This window comes from Agrobacterium sp. LMR679 (assembly GCF_027157905.1).
GTDB classification, from domain to species: domain Bacteria; phylum Pseudomonadota; class Alphaproteobacteria; order Rhizobiales; family Rhizobiaceae; genus Agrobacterium; species Agrobacterium leguminum.
The window spans coordinates 1,062,521-1,082,089 of sequence record NZ_JAPVOJ010000002.1; the positions used below are offsets into that span (position 1 = coordinate 1,062,521).

The 19,569-nt window shown below is 60.1% G+C and carries 18 protein-coding genes and 1 riboswitch; of the genes, 5 read left to right on the forward strand and 13 right to left on the reverse strand.

Going from position 1 to position 19,569, the window contains the following annotated elements; genetic code table 11:
- Nucleotide 1: 1 nt before the first annotated feature.
- Nucleotides 2-1,039 (reverse strand): cobalamin biosynthesis protein CobW, encoded by a 1,038-nt coding sequence (cobW, locus tag O3W47_RS15850; protein WP_269314115.1) that lies wholly within the window; start codon nucleotides 1,037-1,039, stop codon nucleotides 2-4.
- On the reverse strand, nucleotides 1,036-1,461 hold the full coding sequence (locus O3W47_RS15855) for a DUF1636 family protein (protein WP_269314116.1): 426 nt from the start codon (nucleotides 1,459-1,461) through the stop codon (nucleotides 1,036-1,038). Before O3W47_RS15855 ends, cobW begins: the two co-directional genes overlap by 4 nt.
- A gap of 120 nt (nucleotides 1,462-1,581) precedes the next feature.
- A riboswitch (cobalamin riboswitch) is annotated at nucleotides 1,582-1,796 on the reverse strand.
- Nucleotides 1,797-1,930: 134 nt separating this feature from the next.
- Here O3W47_RS15855 and cobO point away from each other — a divergent pair.
- Together cobO and O3W47_RS15865 are read left to right on the forward strand one after the other, a co-directional pair.
- Nucleotides 1,931-2,548: a cob(I)yrinic acid a,c-diamide adenosyltransferase gene (gene cobO / locus O3W47_RS15860; protein WP_269314117.1), complete on the forward strand. Its 618-nt coding sequence runs from the start codon at nucleotides 1,931-1,933 to the stop codon at nucleotides 2,546-2,548.
- Nucleotide 2,549: 1 nt separating this feature from the next.
- The gene (locus O3W47_RS15865; protein WP_269314118.1) at nucleotides 2,550-4,007 is read left to right on the forward strand and encodes a cobyric acid synthase; all 1,458 of its coding nucleotides are present in this window, start codon (nucleotides 2,550-2,552) and stop codon (nucleotides 4,005-4,007) included.
- On the opposite strand, the gene cbiB is transcribed toward O3W47_RS15865, so the two are convergent.
- Nucleotides 3,994-4,959 (reverse strand): adenosylcobinamide-phosphate synthase CbiB, encoded by a 966-nt coding sequence (cbiB, locus tag O3W47_RS15870; protein ID WP_269314119.1) that lies wholly within the window; start codon nucleotides 4,957-4,959, stop codon nucleotides 3,994-3,996. The two genes, O3W47_RS15865 and cbiB, sit on opposite strands and share 14 nt — an antisense overlap.
- Between cbiB and cobD the strand changes: the two genes are divergently transcribed.
- On the forward strand, nucleotides 4,958-6,004 hold the full coding sequence (cobD, locus tag O3W47_RS15875) for a threonine-phosphate decarboxylase CobD (RefSeq protein WP_269314120.1): 1,047 nt from the start codon (nucleotides 4,958-4,960) through the stop codon (nucleotides 6,002-6,004). The genes cbiB and cobD overlap by 2 nt on opposite strands.
- Here cobD and O3W47_RS15880 read toward each other — a convergent pair.
- The 9 genes from O3W47_RS15880 to O3W47_RS15920 form a co-directional block, all read right to left on the reverse strand.
- Nucleotides 5,986-7,263: an L-fuconate dehydratase gene (locus tag O3W47_RS15880; protein WP_269314121.1), complete on the reverse strand. Its 1,278-nt coding sequence runs from the start codon at nucleotides 7,261-7,263 to the stop codon at nucleotides 5,986-5,988. The genes cobD and O3W47_RS15880 overlap by 19 nt on opposite strands.
- 36 nt (nucleotides 7,264-7,299) lie before the next feature.
- Nucleotides 7,300-7,629: an L-rhamnose mutarotase gene (locus O3W47_RS15885; RefSeq protein WP_269314122.1), complete on the reverse strand. Its 330-nt coding sequence runs from the start codon at nucleotides 7,627-7,629 to the stop codon at nucleotides 7,300-7,302.
- A gap of 11 nt (nucleotides 7,630-7,640) precedes the next feature.
- Nucleotides 7,641-8,774, reverse strand: a complete 1,134-nt coding sequence (locus O3W47_RS15890) for a mannitol dehydrogenase family protein (protein WP_269314123.1) — start codon at nucleotides 8,772-8,774, stop codon at nucleotides 7,641-7,643.
- A complete protein-coding gene (locus tag O3W47_RS15895; RefSeq protein ID WP_269314124.1) occupies nucleotides 8,771-9,781 on the reverse strand; it encodes a zinc-binding alcohol dehydrogenase family protein in 1,011 nt (336 codons plus the stop codon). Before O3W47_RS15895 ends, O3W47_RS15890 begins: the two co-directional genes overlap by 4 nt.
- Nucleotides 9,782-9,784: 3 nt before the next feature.
- Entirely contained in the window at nucleotides 9,785-10,606 is an 822-nt protein-coding gene (locus O3W47_RS15900; RefSeq protein WP_269314125.1) for an amidohydrolase family protein, read from the reverse strand.
- A 4-nt stretch (nucleotides 10,607-10,610) separates the two neighbouring features.
- Nucleotides 10,611-11,624, reverse strand: a complete 1,014-nt coding sequence (locus O3W47_RS15905) for an aldo/keto reductase (protein ID WP_269314126.1) — start codon at nucleotides 11,622-11,624, stop codon at nucleotides 10,611-10,613.
- A gap of 65 nt (nucleotides 11,625-11,689) precedes the next feature.
- A complete protein-coding gene (locus O3W47_RS15910) occupies nucleotides 11,690-12,631 on the reverse strand; it encodes an ABC transporter substrate-binding protein (RefSeq protein WP_269314127.1) in 942 nt (313 codons plus the stop codon).
- 76 nt (nucleotides 12,632-12,707) lie between these two features.
- The gene (locus O3W47_RS15915) at nucleotides 12,708-13,730 is read right to left on the reverse strand and encodes an ABC transporter permease (protein ID WP_080815444.1); all 1,023 of its coding nucleotides are present in this window, start codon (nucleotides 13,728-13,730) and stop codon (nucleotides 12,708-12,710) included.
- 8 nt (nucleotides 13,731-13,738) lie between these two features.
- Nucleotides 13,739-15,304, reverse strand: a complete 1,566-nt coding sequence (locus tag O3W47_RS15920) for a sugar ABC transporter ATP-binding protein (protein ID WP_170985804.1) — start codon at nucleotides 15,302-15,304, stop codon at nucleotides 13,739-13,741.
- A gap of 254 nt (nucleotides 15,305-15,558) precedes the next feature.
- On the opposite strand from O3W47_RS15920, the gene O3W47_RS15925 reads away from it, so the two are divergent.
- Both O3W47_RS15925 and O3W47_RS15930 read left to right on the forward strand, forming a co-directional pair.
- Nucleotides 15,559-16,251, forward strand: coding sequence for a FadR/GntR family transcriptional regulator (locus O3W47_RS15925; protein ID WP_137452578.1), 693 nt, complete (start codon nucleotides 15,559-15,561; stop codon nucleotides 16,249-16,251).
- 42 nt (nucleotides 16,252-16,293) lie between these two features.
- The gene (locus tag O3W47_RS15930; protein ID WP_137452577.1) at nucleotides 16,294-17,826 is read left to right on the forward strand and encodes a UxaA family hydrolase; all 1,533 of its coding nucleotides are present in this window, start codon (nucleotides 16,294-16,296) and stop codon (nucleotides 17,824-17,826) included.
- An 86-nt stretch (nucleotides 17,827-17,912) separates the two neighbouring features.
- Here O3W47_RS15930 and purH read toward each other — a convergent pair whose 3' ends face one another.
- The gene (gene purH / locus O3W47_RS15935; protein WP_059759717.1) at nucleotides 17,913-19,529 is read right to left on the reverse strand and encodes a bifunctional phosphoribosylaminoimidazolecarboxamide formyltransferase/IMP cyclohydrolase; all 1,617 of its coding nucleotides are present in this window, start codon (nucleotides 19,527-19,529) and stop codon (nucleotides 17,913-17,915) included.
- Nucleotides 19,530-19,569 lie beyond the last annotated feature (40 nt).

Genomic DNA, 19,569 nt, shown 5'->3' on the forward strand with positions numbered 1-19,569 from the left:
GTCAGGCGGCCAGCATCTGTTCGATCTTTTCGCGGTTGATGCCCTTTTCGCCGATGACGACGAGGCGGCTGCGGCGTTCCTCACCCGCGGCCCAGGGTCGGTCGTAATAATGGTTGACGCGGCTGCCGACAGCCTGCACCTGCAGGCGCATCGGCTTTGCGGAAACCTCGATGAAGCCCTTGATGCGCAGAACATTTTCCGCAGCGGCTGTCTCGGCGATACGGGCTGCCAGCGCTTCCGGGTCGGCCACGGCCGGCAGATCGATGACGAAGCTGTCGAAATCGTCATGCTCGTGGTCGAGTTCACCATCATGGTGGGTACGGCGGTTTTCGATATCCTCTTCCACCGCAAGGCCAAGACCGATCAGCACGGCGGGGTCGATGGCGCCGTTGGAAGCCACGACGATCTTTGCCGCCTTCGGCAGATGCTCGAGAACATGCGCCTTGGCCTTCTCCAACCCGGCATCGTCAAGAAGATCAGCCTTGGTCAGCACGATAAGATCGGCGCAGGCGACCTGGTCTTCGAAAACCTCTTCAACCGGGTCATCGTGATCGAGCGCCTCGTCATTGGCCCGTTGGGCGGCGAGTGCTTCCATATCGTGCGCCACCTGCCCTTCGGCAAGGGCGGCGCCATCCACCACGGCAACGACGGCATCCACCGTCACGCGGCTCTTGATCGCCGGCCACTGGAAGGCCTGCACCAGCGGCTTCGGCAGAGCGAGGCCCGAGGTTTCGATGAGGATATGCTCCACCTTCGGCTGGCGGCTCAGAATCTGTTCGATGGCAGGCTGGAAATCATCCGCCACCGTGCAGCAGATGCAGCCATTGGCCAGTTCGACGATGTTTTCTTCCGGGCAGCTTTCAATACCGCAGCCTTTGAGAATCTCGCCATCGATGCCGATATCGCCGAACTCGTTGACGATGATCGCCAGCCGCTTGCCGTCCAGCTTTTCGAGAAGGCCGCGCAGCAGCGTGGTTTTGCCAGCCCCCAGAAAGCCGGTAACGATGGTGCAGGGAACGCGGTCCAGAAGGGTGCTCATGATCTCTCCTCGGTAAAATCGAATGGGGGAATGCGCGCCACCATGCCGCGCTTTAAGGGTTCGGGGCGGCCGCGCCAGGGCATCAGACCGTCGGAGGCGGCCGCCAGCAGCCGTGCGCCGGTCAGCAAATCTTCCGCATCACCGGTCGTCAGCCCGCCGAAGACATAGGACCACCCATTGGCGCTGCGCAGCACGGCGCTGAGCCCGCGCTTGCAATTGGCGAGGCAGTTGACGGAACGAACGGTGACACCCGTTTCCTCCGCTTTTGCCATGACGGCATCGGCGAGGCGTGAGCCGGGGCGCGGTTCGGCATTGGGATCGGCTTCATCACGACAGCTTCTGCAAACGAAGACGGTCACGCCGGACGCCGTTTCGTCCTGCGTGTTTCCGCCTGCACATGAAGATGTCGCTGAAATATCCAAACCGTATCGTTTCCCGCGCCTTGCAAAAAATCTCGGGGGTGCGGATGTCGAAAACGGCATGCGGGCAGGCGCAAACCGGATGTTCGATCTAACCGACTGACCGGAGCACCCCGCCCGGCAGACGTTTTTCCTGAAACGGCAGGTCTCCTGGCTCGCGGCTTTACATCCTGACACCGCCTTCCCGAACCCGTTGAGGTGTCCAGTGGCTTTACGGTGCGGGCTTACCGCTTACAGTTGCGGGGGCAGCCACGGAATGACCCGGTAGTCGGGCTGGAACCGTGTTCCCTCTTAGCTTTTCCCGTTGCCGGGAAAAGACCGTCAGTCCGTTACCCTTAGGCTGAACGGGCGTGAGGGTCAATGCCGCGGCCCTGTGGCACGCACATTGCCGGGTGCGGCAAATTGGGTATAGTCGCCGCTCCGAATGGCGGGGGCACCGGGTCCCGCGCCGCTGGATGAAAAGGAAAACGCGATGACACGCGACATCAGCGACAGCGAAGCCGAACGCCACCGGCAGAAAATGGTCAACCGCAAGACGGTGCAGGACGCCGAGGTTGCGGAAAAGACCATCGAAAAAGGTCTGCTGATGATCAATACCGGTCCCGGTAAGGGCAAATCCACCGCCGCTTTCGGCCTTGCCCTGCGCATGCTCGGCACCGGGCGGCGGGTCGGCGTCGTTCAATTCATCAAGGGCGCATGGTCGACGGGAGAACAGCAGACGCTGACTTTGTTCGGCGACAGGGTCGTGTGGCGCACCATGGGCGAAGGCTTCACCTGGGACACGCAGGATTTGAAACGCGATGTCGCAGCGGCGGCAAAGGCCTGGGAAGAAGCCAAGATCCTGATGGCGGACGAGACCATCGGCCTGCTGATCCTCGATGAGCTGAACATCGCGCTCCGTTACGATTACCTGCCGCTGGAAGAGGTGGTCGAGACGCTTTCCAGCCGCAGGCCCGATCTGCATGTCATCGTCACCGGCCGCAACGCCAAGCAACCGCTCATCGACGCGGCCGATATGGTGACGGAAATGACCCTCGTGAAACATCACTTCAAGGCGGGCGTGAAGGCGCAGGCGGGGATAGAATTCTGACATGGCTGCACGCGTGCTGATGTTTCAGGGAACCGGCTCGGATGTCGGCAAATCGCTGATGGTGGCCGGCCTTGCCCGCGCCTTCGTCAGGCGGGGCCTGTCCGTCATGCCGTTCAAACCGCAGAACATGTCAAACAATGCGGCGGTCACCGCCGATGGCGGCGAGATTGGCCGCGCGCAGGCGCTGCAGGCACGGGCGGCGGGCGTGCCGCTTTCCGTGCACATGAACCCGGTGCTCCTGAAGCCGCAGAGCGAGACCGGCGCACAGGTGGTGGTGCAGGGCAAGATCGCCGGCAATGCCAAAGCGGCCGATTATCAGCACATGAAGGCCGGGCTGATGCCGCGCGTGCTCGAAAGCTTCAACCGCCTGAAACAACAGGCCGATCTGGTGCTGGTGGAAGGCGCGGGTAGCGCGTCTGAAATCAACCTGCGTGCCAATGATATCGCCAATATGGGTTTTGCGAGAGCTGCGGACGCGCCCGTGATCCTGATCGGCGATATCGACCGGGGCGGCGTCATCGCCAGCCTCGTCGGCACCAAAGCCGTGCTCGACGCTGAAGACGCGGCGATGATCGAAGGTTTTATCGTCAATCGCTTTCGCGGGGATCCGGCCCTGTTTTCAGACGGCATGCGGATAATTACAGAAAAAACCGGCTGGGCCTCCATCGGGCTCCTGCCACATTTTGCCGACGCCGCGAAGCTACCGGCTGAAGATGCTCTCGGGCTTTCCGGCCCGGCTGAGCGAAAGCCGGGCGCGAAGATCCGCATTGCAGTGCCGATCCTTCCGCATATTTCCAATTTCGATGATCTCGATCCGTTGGACATGGAACCGGATGTCGAACTGATCCGCGTGCGGCCGGGCGAAACCATTCCCGCCGGTTGCCGGCTGGTGCTGCTTTGCGGCTCGAAAGCCACCATCGCCGATCTTGCCGTGCTGAAAAATACAGGGCTCGACATCGATATCAAGGCGCATGTGAGATGCGGCGGCCATGTTCTGGGCCTCTGCGGCGGATACCAGATGCTTGGGAAAACAGTTGCCGATCCCGAAGGCATCGAAGGACCGCCGGCAACAGTCGACGGGCTCGGTCTGCTGGACGTCGACACTGTTCTGACGGGCGACAAAAGGCTGGTTTCCGTTACAGGGAAGAGTTTCGACGGAATTGGTTTATCCGGCTATGAAATGCATGTCGGTGAAACCACGAGCGGAACCGACGGCCTGCCTTTTTCGAAAATTAATGGGCATGAAGACGGCGCCGTGTCGCCTGACGGCCGCATCTTCGGCACTTATATTCACGGCCTGTTTTCGGATGACCGCCAACGCGGCGCGTGGCTTGAGCGGCTTGGCGGACAGAACACGGAACTGAACTACGATGCGCAAGTGGACGCCATTCTTGATCGCCTCGCGGCGCATATGGAACAGCACCTCGATCTCGACCGTCTGCTTGCTATAGCGCGATAAAGATCGCCAAAAGTCCCAGCAGGCCGATCAACAACAGATCGGCGACCCGTGTGAGCCGCAGCGCCCTGCGAATATCGCCGGCGACCAGCGCCGCCCTCCCGCCTTCGCCCATGAAACGCGCCTCGATCATCTGCCCGCCATAGGAGCGCGGCCCTGCGAGCGCAAAGCCGAGAGCGCCGGACAGCGCCGCCTCCGGCCAGCCGGCATTGGGAGAACGGTGATGATGGGCATCGCGACGTATCGCGGCCATGGCTCCGCCGGGTGATGCGCCCTTAACAAAAAACGCCGCGGCCACGAAAAGACCGCCGCTCAACCGTGAGGCCGGCAGATTGACCAGATCGTCCAGCCGGGCGGAGGCCCAGCCGAAGGCCTCATGGCGGGGTGAGCGATGGCCGATCATGCTGTCGGCCGTATTGATCGCCTTGTAAACCGCACCGCCCGGCAGGCCCAGGAGACCGAGCCAGAAGGCAGGCGCGACGATGCCGTCGGAAAAATTCTCGGCCAGACTTTCGATCGCCGCCCGGCAGATCGCCGCCTCGTCCAGCTTTTGCGGATCGCGCCCGACGATCATCGATACCACCTTGCGGCCGCCTTCCACACCCTCTCGTTCCAGCGCAGTGGCGACAGCCTCCACATGCTGCTCGAGACTTTTCTGCGCCGGCAGCGAAGCGCCAAGCACGGCAACCAGCAAAAGGCCGAAGGGCAGGAAGAGGAGAACGAATTGCGCTAACCATGCAACAAGCAGCGTCAGCCCGACGAAAACGACGAGCGCCGCCACACCTGGCCCCTTGCGCTGTGAAAATGACGCGTTCTCCCGGTTCCATTTTTTGTCCAGCAGCGCGATAAGCGAACCGATCCAGGTGACGGGATGGCCGATGCGTTTGAACAGCCAGTCCGGATAGCCGGTCAGGCGTTCGATCACGAGCGACAGGAAAGCGAGAGCAAAGAACATGGGCGAGACAGTACCAGAAAAGGCGAAAGCTGCGATCCGTCACGGCGGCAATCTCGGCAGGGCGCGTCTGATGTTTCCTGAAGCGCCAGAACCATGGATCGACCTTTCGACCGGGATCAATCCGCACTCCTACCCGCATTCGCCGATCCCCGCCAGCGCATTCGCGCGCCTGCCGGAACCGGACGCCGCCGAAGAATTGAAACATCTGGCCGCAGCGCATTTCGACGCGCCTTCCGCCCGGCATGTGGCGCTTTCCCCCGGCACCCAGATGCTGATGCCATTGCTGGCTCAGATCGCTATCGCGCGCGGGGCCAAGAGCGGCGCCGTTCTTTCACCCGCCTACGCGGAACATGCCCGGACCGCACGCATGGCCGGGCTGGCTGTGACTGAAGTGGAAAACATCAACGCGATGTCGGCTCACGACTATGCCGTGGTAATCAATCCCAATAACCCCGATGGCCGCATCACGGATCGCGCCGTATTGTTGTCGCTGGCCGAAACCATGCGCCGCAGGGGTGGGCTGCTCGTCGTGGACGAAGCCTTCATCGAGACAGGAGGTGCCGAAAGCCTCGCAGATGCCGCCGGTCAGGATGCGCTGGTGGTCCTGCGCTCCTTCGGCAAATTTTACGGCATGGCGGGCGTTCGGCTGGGTTTCGCGATTGCGCAGCCCGATATCGCTGCTGAACTGGAGGCAAGGCTCGGACCCTGGGCGGTTTCCGGCCCGGCGCTGCATATCGCGACACAGGCTCTGGCGGATGGGGAATGGCAATCATCCATGCGTCGGCACCTTGCCGAAGACGCCCGGCGCATGAACGCCATGCTGGAGAAAGCGGGGCTGGCAATTGCCGGCGGCACCTCACTGTTTGCTCTGGTGCGGGATCCCCGCGCGGCAGACCTGTTCAGCCATCTCGGCCGGCACGGCATTCTGGTCCGCATTTTTGATGAAAGGCCGAACGACATGCGTTTCGGCCTTCCCGGTAGCGAAACGGAGTGGCAGCGCCTCAAGAAGGCGCTGTCATCCTTTGACTATTCCTCGAAGGTGTAGGTCTCAATCGACTCCGGCTTCATTTCGATGGAGAAGCCCGGCAGTTTCGGCGGCATGTAAGCGGCATTTCTGATATCGCAGGGCTCGATGAAGTGCTCATGCAGGTGGTCGACATATTCGATCACGCGGCCTTCCTTCGTACCTGAGACGACCAGATAGTCGATCATCGACAGATGCTGCACATATTCGCAAAGGCCGACGCCGCCGGCATGCGGCCAAACCGGCAGATTGTATTTGGCGGCGATCAGCAGCACCGCCAGCACCTCGTTCAGACCGCCCATGCGGCAGCTGTCGATCTGCACCACGTCGATCGCGCCTTCGGCGATGAACTGCTTGAACATGATACGGTTCTGGCACATTTCACCGGTCGCCACCTTCACCGGGCCGATGGCCGCGCGGATCTTGCGATGGCCGGCGACGTCGTCCGGGCTGGTCGGCTCCTCGATGAAGAATGGCTTGGCGAAGGCGAGCTTCTTCACCCAGTCGATTGCCTGATCCACTTCCCATACCTGGTTGGCGTCGATCATCAGGTAACGGTCGGGACCGATCACCTCACGGGCGATAGTGAGACGACGAATATCGTCTTCCAGATCGCGGCCGACCTTCATCTTCACATGATTGAATCCGGCATCGATGGCTTCCTGGCAAAGGCGGCGCAGCTTGGCGTCGTCATAACCGAGCCAGCCGGCCGACGTGGTATAGCAGGCATAACCTTCGTTCTTCAGCGTCTCGATACGTTCCTTCTTGCCGCTTTCGGCTTTTTTGAGGATTGCAAGCGCTTCGTCACGGGTCAGCACATCGGTCAGATAACGATAGTCGACGATATCGGCGATTTCTTCCGGGCTCATATCGGCAACGAGCTGCCAGACCGGCTTGCCCGCCTTCTTGGCCAGCAGATCCCACACGGCATTGACGACGGCGCCGGTGGCGAGATGCATCGCGCCCTTGTCCGGACCGATCCAGCGCAGCTGGCTGTCGCTGGTCAAATGCCGCCAATATTTGCCGGGGTTATCAGTGACGGTAGCAAGATCGGTGCCGACGACCAGATGACGCATCGCTTCGATGGCCATGCAGCAGATGTCATTACCGCGGCCGATGGTGAAGGTCAGCCCGTGGCCTTTGAGACCCGGCTCATCGGTATCGAGAATGACATAAGCCGCCGAATAATCCGGGTCGGGGTTCATCGCATCCGAACCGTCGAGGCTCTGGGACGTCGGAAAACGCAGGTCGAAAACACGCAGATCAGTAATTTTGGTCATGGCCGTTCACTCGCGGTCAGTGTCAAAGGAAATCGTTCAATCGTGGTGGAAGGTTTCTTCCATCATCGCCCACCACTCGCCTTCCTTCCGGCTTTCGAGCGGTTGCTGGCAGGGAATGGTGAAGGACCACCATTCCTGGTTCTTGGGGTTTGCGGCCATCTTCGCCATGTCGGCGCTGATATCGCTGCCGTGATATTCCCAATAGCCGAAGAGCAGATTTTCCGGCTCGCGCAGGAAGATCGTGTAGTTGCGGATATTGCAGTCGCTGATAAGCGCCAGAATTTCAGGCCACACAGTCGCATGCAGCCTTTTATATTCCGCGATCATCTCCGGTTTGACGCCTATGACCATGCCCATGCGCTGCATGAAAAACTCCGTTATTGCTTGATGGTGGCGAGCGCAGCGCGCAACTTCGACTGCGGCAGGCTCAATCCCAGCCGCTCCGCTGCGGCAATGATCGGGGCGAAGCGGCGGCGCTTCTTTTCATCGTGGTTGCCGGCGATATCCGAGAGCCGATGCGCGAGAAAGGGGTTGCGCAAACGCTCCCGCAGCACGCCAATATAGGCCTGCGCATCATCCCCCATGCCTTCAGCAGCAAAGACCGGCAGAACCTCGTTGCGCCAAAGCGTCTCCAGATCCGCAACGAGAGCATCGTCGGCCATTGCCTGACACACCGTCTCGTCCTTCGCACGCGCATCCTGCAACCAGCGTTCCGCCAGATAGGAATGGCCGAGATTGAGCAGGAAAAGCTTCAGCTTTTCATAGTGATCGAGATCGTCCGTCAGCACCACGGCAGGGTGCGTGCAGGGAAGGACAAGCCCATCCTGCCTCTCTATAGCCCATAACGCATAGGGTTCCGCCACCGCACCCACCGGGTCGATAGGCTCAGAGACGATTCGATCCACCAGACTATTGGCAAAACGGCACTTCTCATTCAGATAAAAGGCAAAACCAGCCGGCAATTGCCACTCATCGGCAAGCCGGCGAATGACCTGTTTCAGCTTTTCGCCATTGCGCGGTACGAGCTCGCAGGGGAAGATGGACACAGGCGCTTCCGGATTGCGCTGAAAACGCTCCAGCAGCAACATGCAGAGTTTCGCCGGAAAGCTTTTCGGTACGATCGTGAAATCGCCAGCAAGCTCGGCACTATCAGCCGAATCCAGCTCATAACCGCGATCGCCCGTATTGGACAGAATGACCTCGACCTCGCAGGCAAGGCGGCGCACTTCGGCCCAGTCGGTCGCAGCCGTCAATGCCCGCGCGACGGCCCCGCCCTGAATTTCCTCATCCACTTCCTGCCCATCGCGGATGCCGCGAATACGCACGGGGTAGGGTGTCCCGCTGTTCAGCGCCGCAACACGCTTCAGGCTCTCCGCATTGCCGGTCGTCTGGACAATCGCGATGCGCCCGAGAGCCTCGCCCTTGTCCAGCGCCTGCGAAACAAAGAGATCCGCATGCGCCAGAAGAAAGCGGCTGGTGCCGAATTGCAGGATGGGCGTATCGGGCGTCATGCGACCTCCACCATGCCTTTGATCACTCCGGCCTTCGGATCGGTCAGGCCGGCGAATCTGGAGGGCACATCGGCAAGCGTCATGCGATGGGTGATCAGCGCTTCCGGTATCTTGCCTTCCCGCAGCGCCTGCAGGACGCGCTCGAAATCCTGAGGCGTGGCATTGCGGCTGCCGAGCAGCGTCGTCTCCCGCTTGTGGAACTCCGGATCGTTGAAGCTGATATCGCTAGCGACGATGGAGACCAGCACATAGGAACCGCCATGGCCGACAAAGGAAAAGCCGCGCTCCATGGCTTTCGGATTGCCGGTCGCATCGAAGACCGCATCGAAGAAATCGCCGTCGGTGATTTCGGAAAGACGATCTTTGTCACCTTCGCCGAGTGTCACCGTATGCGCAACGCCGAGATGCTCCTTACAGAACTCCAACCGGTCGGTCCGTCCGTCGATCATGGTCACTTCGCCACCATCGAGAACCGCGAAAACCGCAACCGCCATACCAATCGGCCCGGCGCCGACGATCAAAACCTTCTGCCCCTTCTCGACTGCGCCACGGCGCACCGCATGCGCACCGATGGCCAGAAATTCGGTCATCGCCGCCTGATCGAGGCTCAACCCCTCCGCCTTCAGCACGAATTGCTGCGGCACGCTCAGATATTCGACCATGCCGCCATCGCGATGAACGCCCAGCACACCGATATTGCGGCAGCAATTGCTCTTGCCCTTCAGGCAGGCGCTGCATTTGCCGCACGAGATATAGGGAATGACGGTGACCACATCGCCTGCGGAAAGATGGCTGCCTTGCGGCGCCTCTTCAACCGTGCCGGAAAGCTCATGGCCCATGATACGCGGATAGGAAAGATAAGGCTGGTTTCCGGTGAAGATGTGCAGGTCCGTGCCGCAAACCCCGATGCGGCGAATACGCACCAGCACTTCACCTTCGCCACGCGCTGGCTTTGGCATTTCCTTGGAGACGAGTTGACCTGGGGTTTCGCAGAAAATCGCCAGCATGCATCACCTGTGGGAAAGGGAATAAAAACGAGCGGCGTTACCGCCAAAGACTGCCGCATGGTCCTTTGCCGGCACGATATCGCGGCAGAAATCCAGCCATGCCTGATAGTCGCCTGCCAGCCGCAACACCGGCCAGTCACTGCCAAAAATCACGCGGTTGCCGCCAAAGAGTTCCAGAATCGTCTCGGCATAGGGTCGTACCGCTTCCGGCCGCTGCTCACCGCGCTCTGTCAGCAGACCGGAGAGCTTGCAATGGACGTTCGGCAGAGCCGCCAGAGCGGCCATATCCTTGCGCCAGTCGCTGTAGTGACCGGTAGCAATCAGCGGCTTCGCGCCATGGTCGATGACTATCGGCAATTGCGGATGGCGGCGGGCAAAGGCGAGGAGATGCGGCAGATTGGGCGGCAGGACCAGCGCATCGAACGCCAGACCGTGCTTTACCAGCGCCGCCACGGCGGGATCGAGTGCCGGATCATCGATCCAGGCGACATCCTCCATGCCCTGCAACATCGGGCGGGCACCCTTGAACGCCGGATGTTTTGCCCGACGGGCGATTTCACTCGCTGCATCGGCGGATTTCATATCCACCCAGCCGACAACACCCTTGATGAAATCGGTCTTTTCCGCCAGCGCCAGCATGAAATCCGTGTCGGCCGCCGTCTCCATCGTCTGAACCAGCACGGTACCGGTAACTCCGGCAGCGGCCAGCAAAGGCGACAGATCAGCGGGGAGAAAATCCCGGTAGATGGCGGCGAGCGACGGCGGCGGCCATTGCCCGGCGCGATCCTTCATCAGCCAGAAATGCTGGTGGGCGTCGATGAGCATTGCCTCAGGCCTTTCCGCCCGGTACGGGCGCACCTTCGGCAATCAGACCGCGCCTGTGCAGTTCGGACCAGAATTCATCCGGGATCGACTGTTCGAACCATTCGATATTGGAGGCGAGCTGCTGCGCATTGCGCGCACCCGAAACGACCGTGACCGACGCCGGATGGGCAAGCGGAAATTGCAGAGCGGCCGCCTGCAGCGAGACGCCGAGTTCCTCGCAAACACCCTGCAGCGCATCGACACGCGTGAGAATATCGGCGGGCGCATCGGCATAATTGAATTTGCGGTTACCGGCCAGAATGCCGGAATTGAACGCGCCCGCGACAACGATGGCGACACCGCTTTCAGCGCAACGGTTCATGAAAGCAAGGCTCTGCTGCTCCAGCAGCGTATAACGGCCGGCGAGCATGGCGACGTCGATATCGAAGACATCCATCGTGTCGCTGACGATTTCCCATTCATTGACACCAAGACCGACGGCCCCCGTCGATCCCTCCTCGCGTAGTTTGCCAAGCGCCCGGAACCCACCGCCCGTAGTCAGCTGCTCCCAGTAATGCTGGTGCTTTTCGCCATGGGTGAAGGAGCCGATATCGTGCACATAAAGAATATCCGGCTTCAGAACGCCGAGCCGCTGCTGGCTTGCCTCGAAGGAGCGCAGGATACCGTCATAGGAATAATCATAGACCGGGCGGAACGGCAGGGGCGCTATATAGGCATCCTCCTCCGGACCGACGGTCTCGTCAGGCACCATAACGCGGCCGACCTTGGTGCTCAGCGTATATTCGCTCCGGTCATGCTCCGTCACCATGGTGCCGAGGCGACGCTCCGACCGCGTATAGCCGTAAAACGGCGCGGTATCGAAATAACGCATGCCACTTTCCCATGCCTTGTCGAACGCACCCTTGGACTCTTCATAGGGCGTGACGCGGTAGAGATTACCCATCTGGGCGCAACCGAGGCCCATGACGGTGACGTCGACGGCGCGGCGCGGCAATTTACGTGTATCGGAGACTTTCATCGCAGGGACTTTCCAGCTTGTCTTTGGAAAGACGCGCCGCCGCAAAGCGGCGCGTCATCATGCAATCAATAAAGAACGTTCTTGGCTTCGGGCTTTTCGATATTGTCCTTGGTGACAACAACGACGCCGGTGTCGACGAACTTCTCGACCTTTTCCTTGCCGATGAGCTTGGAAATGGTCTCTACGCCCTTTTCACCCATCTGGTAGGAACCCTGAACCACGATACCGGCCAGTGTGCCATCCTTGACGAAGCCCTGAAGGTCCTGGTTGCCGTCGAAGCCGATGGCGACGACCTTGCCGGCCTTGCCGCTCTGGGCCAGCGCACGGCCGACGCCGATTGCAGTCGGCTCATTGGCGCCGAAAATGCCCTTGAGGTCGGAATTGGCGGCCAGAACGTCGGTGGTCTGGTTCAGCGCGGTCGCCATCTGCGACTGCGAATAGAACGGGCCGACGATTTTCAGGTTGGAATTCATCTGGATGTAGTCGGTGAAACCGCCGACACGACCGATTTCAGAACCGGCACCGGCGACATAGGACATGACGGCGATCTTGCCTTCCTTGCCCACCTTGTCGATCAGCGCCTGCGCTGCCAGTTCGCCGGCTTTCTTGTTATCGGTCGCCAGGAACGACTGGTAATATTGCTCCGAGCCCTTTGCGAGCTGCGAGTCGATCAGAACCACCGGAATACGGGCTTCCCAGGCCTTCTTGACGGCAGGCACCAGCGCGTCCGGATCGGAAGGTGCCAGAACAATGCCCGCGACCTTACGGTTGATGGCGTTTTCGACCATGTTGACCTGGTCGGCAATGGCGGACTCGGCAGCCGGACCCTGGAAAGTCATGGTATTGCCGGAAGAGTTCTTCATCGCCGCATCAGCGCCCTTCTGGACGTTCTGCCAGAAGGTGGAGTTGACGGTCTTGACGATGACGGCGATTTCACCGGCCTGCACGGTGTAAACGCTCCACAGCGCGATTGCGGATGTCAGAAGGGCAGTCGCAATTTTCTTCATTTCTTCCTCCGTGATGTCGGCATACCGGGCCTCCCCTTGCCGATCTTTTTTGCGGAAAGGGTCCGCAGGCCCTTGATCAGCGGCGGTTGCGCAACTGGTCGATCCAGACGGTGACCAGAATGACGAGGCCGATGATGATCTGTTGCGTGAAGGCGGACACGCCGTTCATGTTGAGACCGTTGCGCAGGATGCCGATGACGAAGGCGCCAATGGCCGTGCCGGAAATCGTGCCCACGCCGCCGATCAGCGATGTGCCGCCGATAACGGCGCTGGCAATGGCGTCCAGCTCATACATCACACCCTCGTTCGGCTGGGCGGTGACGAGGCGAGACATCAGCACGCAGCCCGTCAACCCGGCGAGCGTGCCGGACAGGATGTAGGTAAAATTGGTAACGCGGGCGACATTGACACCGGAAAGGCGCGCGGCTTCGGCGTTGGAACCGACAGCGTAAATGTGACGGCCGAGGATCGAGCGGTTGAGCATGAAGGAAACCGCAAGCGCAATCACCACCATCAGGATGACGGGGTAGGGGATGCCGGGAAACACCACATTCGGAAAGCCGTCATCGCCAATGTTAACGATGCGGAAGAGGGCGCCGTTGCCGAGTTCGCCGAAAGATTCGCCAAGGCCGGAGACGGCGCGCGCACCGGTGATCTGCAGCGCCACGCCGCGGGCGATCAGCATCATGCCAAGGGTGGCGATGAAGGGCGGCAGCTTGAAACGGGTGACCAGAAGACCATTGATGAGCCCGCAGAGCGACCCCGTCAGAATGCCGAGCAACATGCCGACCGGCACCGGCATGCCGAGTTCCTTCACCGCAAGGGCGGCGACGACGCCGGCAAGCGCAAGCACCGAACCGACGGAAAGATCGATGCCGCCGGTGATGATGACACAGGTGGCCCCGATGCCGAGCAGGGCGATGGACGTGACCTGCAACGCAATCGTCATGCCGTTATTGACGGTGAAGAAGGCGCTGCTGGTAGCGGAAAAGACCGCGACAAGCGCAAAGAGGCTGCCAAGTGCGGCAAACTTCTGGATAATGTCCTTCTGGCGGTCGCTGACTGCGAAGCTCTTCTTGGTTTCTGCAATATTGGCCATGTCGTTCCTCACTGCGCGGTCCGGCCGTAACCGGACGCATACCGCATGATTTCTTCCTGATTGGTCTTGGCGGTTTCGAGTACGCCCGTAATCCGGCCCTGGTGGAAAACGGCGATACGATCCGTCAGCCCCAGAATTTCCGGCAGTTCCGAGCTGATGAGAATGACACCGATACCCTGCGCGGCGAGCTCGTCCATGATCTTGTAGATCGCGAATTTCGCGCCGACATCGATGCCGCGTGTCGGCTCGTCAAAGAACAGCACGCGAGATTGCCGGAACAACCATTTGCCGATGATGATTTTCTGCTGATTGCCGCCGGAGAGCAGCCGCACCGTCTGCCCGATCGAGGGAGTACGGATATTCAGGAGATCGACGTAGCGCTTTGCCACATCGTCATGTTTCTTGAAATCGATCAGGCCGAAACGGTTGGAAACCTCGCCGAGATTGGCAAGCGTCGTATTGGCCGCCACCGACATCTTGATGGCGAGGCCATCGCTTTTGCGGTCTTCCGAGAGATAGGCGATGCCCTCCTCGATGGCGTCCTGCGGCGAGCTGATCGAAAGCTCCCGCCCGTTGAAAACGATCTTGCCCGCATCGAGCGGATCGGCGCCGAAGATCGCCCTGGCGACTTCGGTGCGGCCGGCGCCCATCAGCCCGGCAAAACCGAGGATTTCACCACGTCGCAGCGAAAAACCGACGTCATGGAACACGCCACTGCGCGTCAGGCCCTCGACGGAAAAAATAACATCTTCCGTGGGACGCGATGTGCGCTCGGGGAATTTGTCTTCCAGCGAACGCCCGACCATGCGCGTGACGATGTCGTCAACGGTGATCGAAGCGAAATCGTCGGTCGAAATATAACGTCCGTCACGCAGAACCGTCACACGGTCGACGATTTCGGCCATTTCATCGAGACGGTGGGAAATATAAACGATCCCGACACCGGATGCCTTGAGATCGCGGATGACCTTGAACAGGAGCCGGGTCTCCTGCTCGGTCAGCGAAGAGGTCGGCTCATCCATGATGAGCACTTCAGCGTCAAGAGAAAGCGCCTTGGCGATTTCCACCATCTGACACTGGGCGACCGAAAGGCCGCGGACGATCTGGTCGGGGTCGATATCGACACCCAGCCGGTCGAGACAGCGCTTGGCATCGAGACGCAGCTTCTTGCGGTCAACGAGGAAACCGCGACGCGGTTCGCGCGCAAGATAGATGTTTTCGGCAACGGAAAGATGCGGAACGAGGTTCAGTTCCTGATGGATGATGGCGATGCCGGCGGCTTCGGATTCCAGCGGCGATGCATATTGCACCTTCACGCCTTTATGAAGGATGGTGCCGTCGCTCGGCTGATAGACGCCGCTGACGATCTTCATCAGCGTCGATTTTCCCGCGCCATTTTCGCCGCAGACGGCGTGCACCTCGCCGGCGCGCAGATCGAAATGCACGTTCGACAGTGCTTTGACGCCGGGAAATTCCTTGCTGATATTATCGAGGCGCAGGAGCACCGCACGTTGTCCATGCGCCATCTGTTCAGGCGAAAAATCGCCCCGAATTGTCGATGCGCCCTGCGACATCTGGAAACCTCCCACCCGTATCCCCGCTCCACCGGGGTCATGAACAGGCCAAATGGTTAGGCCGGTTTTTCAGAATGGTCAAGCCAATTAGGTCAAAATTTGCGAAGCCATATCCAAAACAGAAACAATACATGAAACGACAACTGATAATAAATACGTAATTTCATATATTTAAGTAATTCCTTGCGTATTGAAACGCTTGGCGTTACGGTAAGGCCAAATATGAATTGCAGACAGGACTCGTCAAAAAACACATGAGTGGTCAGGCCAAAATAGCGGAACCGCGCAGGCTTTATCAGCAGATTGCGGATCAGATACGCGAACTCATCGATATGGGTGAATTCCTGCCCGGCACGCGGCTTCCCGCCGAGCGGGAACTGGCACAGAAGCTCGGTGTATCGAGGCCTTCCTTGCGCGAGGCGCTGATTGCGCTTGAAATCGACAACACCGTCGAAATTCGCATGGGTTCCGGGGTTTATGTGTCGGCGGAAGCGTTGCAGACGACCCACCATACCAAATCGCTGGGTGACAGCCCCTCCGAACTGATGCAGGCGCGCGCCGCGCTGGAGGGGGCGACCATTGTGCTGGCGGCAAGCCGGATGACCGATGAGACAATCGCGACCCTCCGCCAGATACTCAATACCATGCAGCGGGAAATAGAGGCCGGCCGCAAGCCTCTGGATCAGGATCGACTGTTTCACGTCACCATCGCCGAGCAATCCGGTAACAGCGTTTTGGCGCGAATCGTGGCCAACCTCTTCGATGAGCGCCACAGCCCCATTTCGGCCCAGCTTCGCGTGAAATTCGAAGACCGCGATACCTGGACCCATGCGCTTCAGGAACACGAGGCCATTCTGGCGGCGCTTGAACTGAAAGACCCGCTGCTGGCGCAGGCCGCCATGCATACCCATCTGGAAGGTTCGAAGAGACGCTGGGTCGAAAACTGATCTAGAAACATAGCAGGCAATATACCGGGAGGAGGAAAACCCGTGAGTGAGAATTCCGAGGCAACCATTTTGCTGAACGCCAACGACAATGTCGCGGTGGCGCGTCGGTCCATTCCGGCCGGCGGCGCGACGGGCAGGGGCGATCTGGCGGCGCTCGAGCTGATCGGGCGCGGGCATAAGGTGGCCCTCAAATTCATCAAATCGGGCGACGAGGTGCTGAAATACGGACAGGTCATCGGTATCGCCACCCAGGATATCGAGCCCGGCCGGCACGTGCACCTGCATAATCTCGCCATGGTGCCTTCCGAACACGCGCATCAGTTCAGCGTCGATATCGAAGAGAAGGGCATGGTGCCGGAAGCTGAACGCCGGACGTTCAAGGGTTATGACCGCGGCCTCGGTGGTGTCGGAACGAGAAACTATATCGGCGTCATCGCTTCGGTGAACTGTTCCGCCACGGTTTCGCGTTACATCGCGGATTATTTCAACAAGCAGGGTGGCCTTGATGGTTTCGATAATGTCGATGGCGTCGTAGCGCTGACCCATGGCGGCGGCTGTGCGCTGAATACGAAATCGGAAGGTTACCGCCTGCTGATCCGCACCATTCAGGGCTATGCCCGCCATCCGAATTTCGGCGGCATTCTGCTGATCGGCCTCGGTTGCGAGACCAACCAGATCGCGCCCATTCTCGAACATTACAAGATGGAAGAGGGTGAGCGGCTGCGCACCATGACGATCCAGCAGCATGGCGGCACCCGCAGGACGATCGATGCGGCAATTGCCGAGATCAAGGCCATGCTGCCGATGGTCAATGCAGCCCGCCGCACGGAGCAACCGCTTTCCAAGCTGAAGGTGGCGCTGGAATGCGGCGGTTCGGATGGTTATTCCGGCATTTCCGCCAACCCGGCTCTGGGTTATGCCTCAGACCTCATCGTGCGCAACGGCGGCACCACAGTCCTCTCGGAGACGCCGGAGATTTACGGCGCTGAACACCTCCTGACGAAGCGCGCCGTCACCCCCGCCGTCGCCGAGAAGCTGCTACAGCGTATCGACTGGTGGCGTGATTATACCGCCCGTAATGGCGACGAACTCAATAACAACCCTTCCCACGGCAACAAGCTTGGCGGCCTGACCACCATTCTGGAAAAATCGCTGGGCGCGGTCGCCAAGGGCGGCTCCATGCCGCTGAAGGCGGTTTATGAGTTCGCCGAAACCGTGACGGAACAGGGTTTCGTCTTCATGGATACGCCCGGCTATGACCCTGTTGCCGTCACCGGCCAGGTCGCCGGCGGCTGCAACGTCATCTGTTTCACCACCGGCCGCGGCTCGGTTTCGGGCTTCAAGCCGTCACCCTGCATCAAGATCGCCACCAATTCCGAAATGTATGAACACATGAAGGAAGACATGGATATCAATTGCGGTGAGATCGTCACCGGTGCTGAAACCATCGAAGAATCCGGCAAACGAATTTTCGAGCATATTCTGGCGGTGGCTTCCGGCGACAAGACCGTCAGCGAAATCTACGACTACGGCGACAATGAATTTGTACCGTGGCAGGTTGGGGCCGTAACCTGAACCTGCCGCACCAAGACTGTCCCACGTGAAACAAAAGGCCCGGAAAGTGATTTCCGGGCCTTCGTTATTCCTGGTTGTTTCCGCGCTTAGTGGCGGAAGTGGCGCATGCCGGTAAAGACCATCGCCACATTATGCTCATTCGCGGCGTCGATCACTTCCTGATCGCGCATGGAGCCGCCCGGCTGGATGACAGCGGTGGCGCCTGCGGCAATCGCGGCGAGCAAACCGTCGGCAAAGGGATAAAATGCTTCCGAAGCGACGGCGGAGCCGCGCGTCAACGGTTCGGCAAGGCCAAGGGCCTTGGCGGCATCTTCCGCCTTCTGGGCAGCGATACGGGCCGAATCCACACGGCTCATCTGGCCGGCACCGATGCCCGCGGTCTGCCCATCCTTGGCGTAAATGACGGCATTGGACTTCACATGCTTGGCGATCTTGAAGGCAAACTTCATGTCTTCAAGTTCCTGCGACGTCGGCGCACGCTTGGTAACGACCTTGAGGTCCAGATCCTCGACCATGCCATTGTCACGGCTCTGCACCAGCAGGCCGCCCGAGACGGTCTTCGCGGTAATACCGGCCGCGCGCGGATCAGGCAGGCCGCCAGCGGCCAGAAGGCGCAGGTTCGGCTTGCGGGCGATGATGGACTTGGCTTCTTCGGTGACATCAGGCGCAATGATGACTTCGGTGAAGAGCTTGACGATTTCCTCCGCCGTTTCCGCATCGAGCGTGCGGTTCAGGGCAATCACGCCACCAAAAGCGGAAACGGAATCGCATGCCAGCGCCCGCCGGTAAGCTTCGGCAAGTGTCGGACCCGTCGCCACGCCGCAGGGATTGGCGTGTTTGATGATGGCGACTGCCGGCGCATTTTCCGGCAGGAATTCCGCCACGAGCTCGTAAGCTGCATCGGTGTCATTGATGTTGTTATAGGAAAGCTGCTTGCCCTGAAGCAGCGTCGCGGTTGCAACGCCAGGACGCTTTTCGCCGGTGAGGTAAAAACCAGCGCTCTGGTGCGGGTTTTCGCCATACCGCATCTTTTCCTTCAGCGCGCCGCCGATAGCCCGGTAATCCGGCGTTTCGATTGCAAGCGCCTCGGCGAACCAGTTGGAAATCACCGCATCATAGGCAGCGGTGCGGGCATAGGCCTTGGCGGCAAAACGCTGGCGCAGCGCATAGGACGTTTGACCGTCATCGGCCTGCAGGGCTTCAACCAGATCGGGATAATCAGACGGATCGGTAACCACCGTGACATAGGCGTGGTTCTTGGCGGAGGCGCGGATCATCGCCGGGCCGCCAATATCGATGTTCTCCACCGTCGTCGGATAATCGCCGCCCTTGGCGCGAACTTCCTCGAAGGGATAGAGATTGATGACCGAAAGATCGATCGCCTCGATACCGTGCGCCTTCATCGCTTCGACATGCTCCGCATCGTCCCGGATGGCCAGAAGCCCGCCATGGACATTCGGATGCAGCGTCTTGACGCGGCCGTCCATGATCTCGGGAAAATTCGTTACGTCGGAGACATCCGTCACAGGCAGGCCTGCTTCGGCAATGGCCTTCGCCGTTCCACCGGTCGACAGAAGCTTGACGCCAAGCTTCGACAGAACCGTCGCCAGCTCGATAATGTCAGTCTTGTCGGACACGGAAAGAAGCGCCGTGCGGATTTTGACCTTATCGGGGGCGGGGATTTTCTTGGACACGACGGCCATCAGGCATACTCCGTTTAACGGGGAGGACAGGCTGGAATGG

Coding starts and splice junctions, on each gene's coding strand:
- cobW (WP_269314115.1), bottom strand. CDS start 1,039: ATGAGCACCCTTCTGGACCGCGTTCCCTGCACCATCGTTACCGGCTTT.
- cobO (WP_269314117.1), top strand. CDS start 1,931: ATGACACGCGACATCAGCGACAGCGAAGCCGAACGCCACCGGCAGAAA.
- O3W47_RS15865 (WP_269314118.1), top strand. CDS start 2,550: ATGGCTGCACGCGTGCTGATGTTTCAGGGAACCGGCTCGGATGTCGGC.
- cobD (WP_269314120.1), top strand. CDS start 4,958: ATGGGCGAGACAGTACCAGAAAAGGCGAAAGCTGCGATCCGTCACGGC.
- cbiB (WP_269314119.1), bottom strand. CDS start 4,959: ATGTTCTTTGCTCTCGCTTTCCTGTCGCTCGTGATCGAACGCCTGACC.
- O3W47_RS15880 (WP_269314121.1), bottom strand. CDS start 7,263: ATGACCAAAATTACTGATCTGCGTGTTTTCGACCTGCGTTTTCCGACG.
- O3W47_RS15885 (WP_269314122.1), bottom strand. CDS start 7,629: ATGCAGCGCATGGGCATGGTCATAGGCGTCAAACCGGAGATGATCGCG.
- O3W47_RS15890 (WP_269314123.1), bottom strand. CDS start 8,774: ATGACGCCCGATACGCCCATCCTGCAATTCGGCACCAGCCGCTTTCTT.
- O3W47_RS15895 (WP_269314124.1), bottom strand. CDS start 9,781: ATGCTGGCGATTTTCTGCGAAACCCCAGGTCAACTCGTCTCCAAGGAA.
- O3W47_RS15900 (WP_269314125.1), bottom strand. CDS start 10,606: ATGCTCATCGACGCCCACCAGCATTTCTGGCTGATGAAGGATCGCGCC.
- O3W47_RS15905 (WP_269314126.1), bottom strand. CDS start 11,624: ATGAAAGTCTCCGATACACGTAAATTGCCGCGCCGCGCCGTCGACGTC.
- O3W47_RS15910 (WP_269314127.1), bottom strand. CDS start 12,631: ATGAAGAAAATTGCGACTGCCCTTCTGACATCCGCAATCGCGCTGTGG.
- O3W47_RS15915 (WP_080815444.1), bottom strand. CDS start 13,730: ATGGCCAATATTGCAGAAACCAAGAAGAGCTTCGCAGTCAGCGACCGC.
- O3W47_RS15920 (WP_170985804.1), bottom strand. CDS start 15,304: ATGTCGCAGGGCGCATCGACAATTCGGGGCGATTTTTCGCCTGAACAG.
- O3W47_RS15925 (WP_137452578.1), top strand. CDS start 15,559: ATGAGTGGTCAGGCCAAAATAGCGGAACCGCGCAGGCTTTATCAGCAG.
- purH (WP_059759717.1), bottom strand. CDS start 19,529: ATGGCCGTCGTGTCCAAGAAAATCCCCGCCCCCGATAAGGTCAAAATC.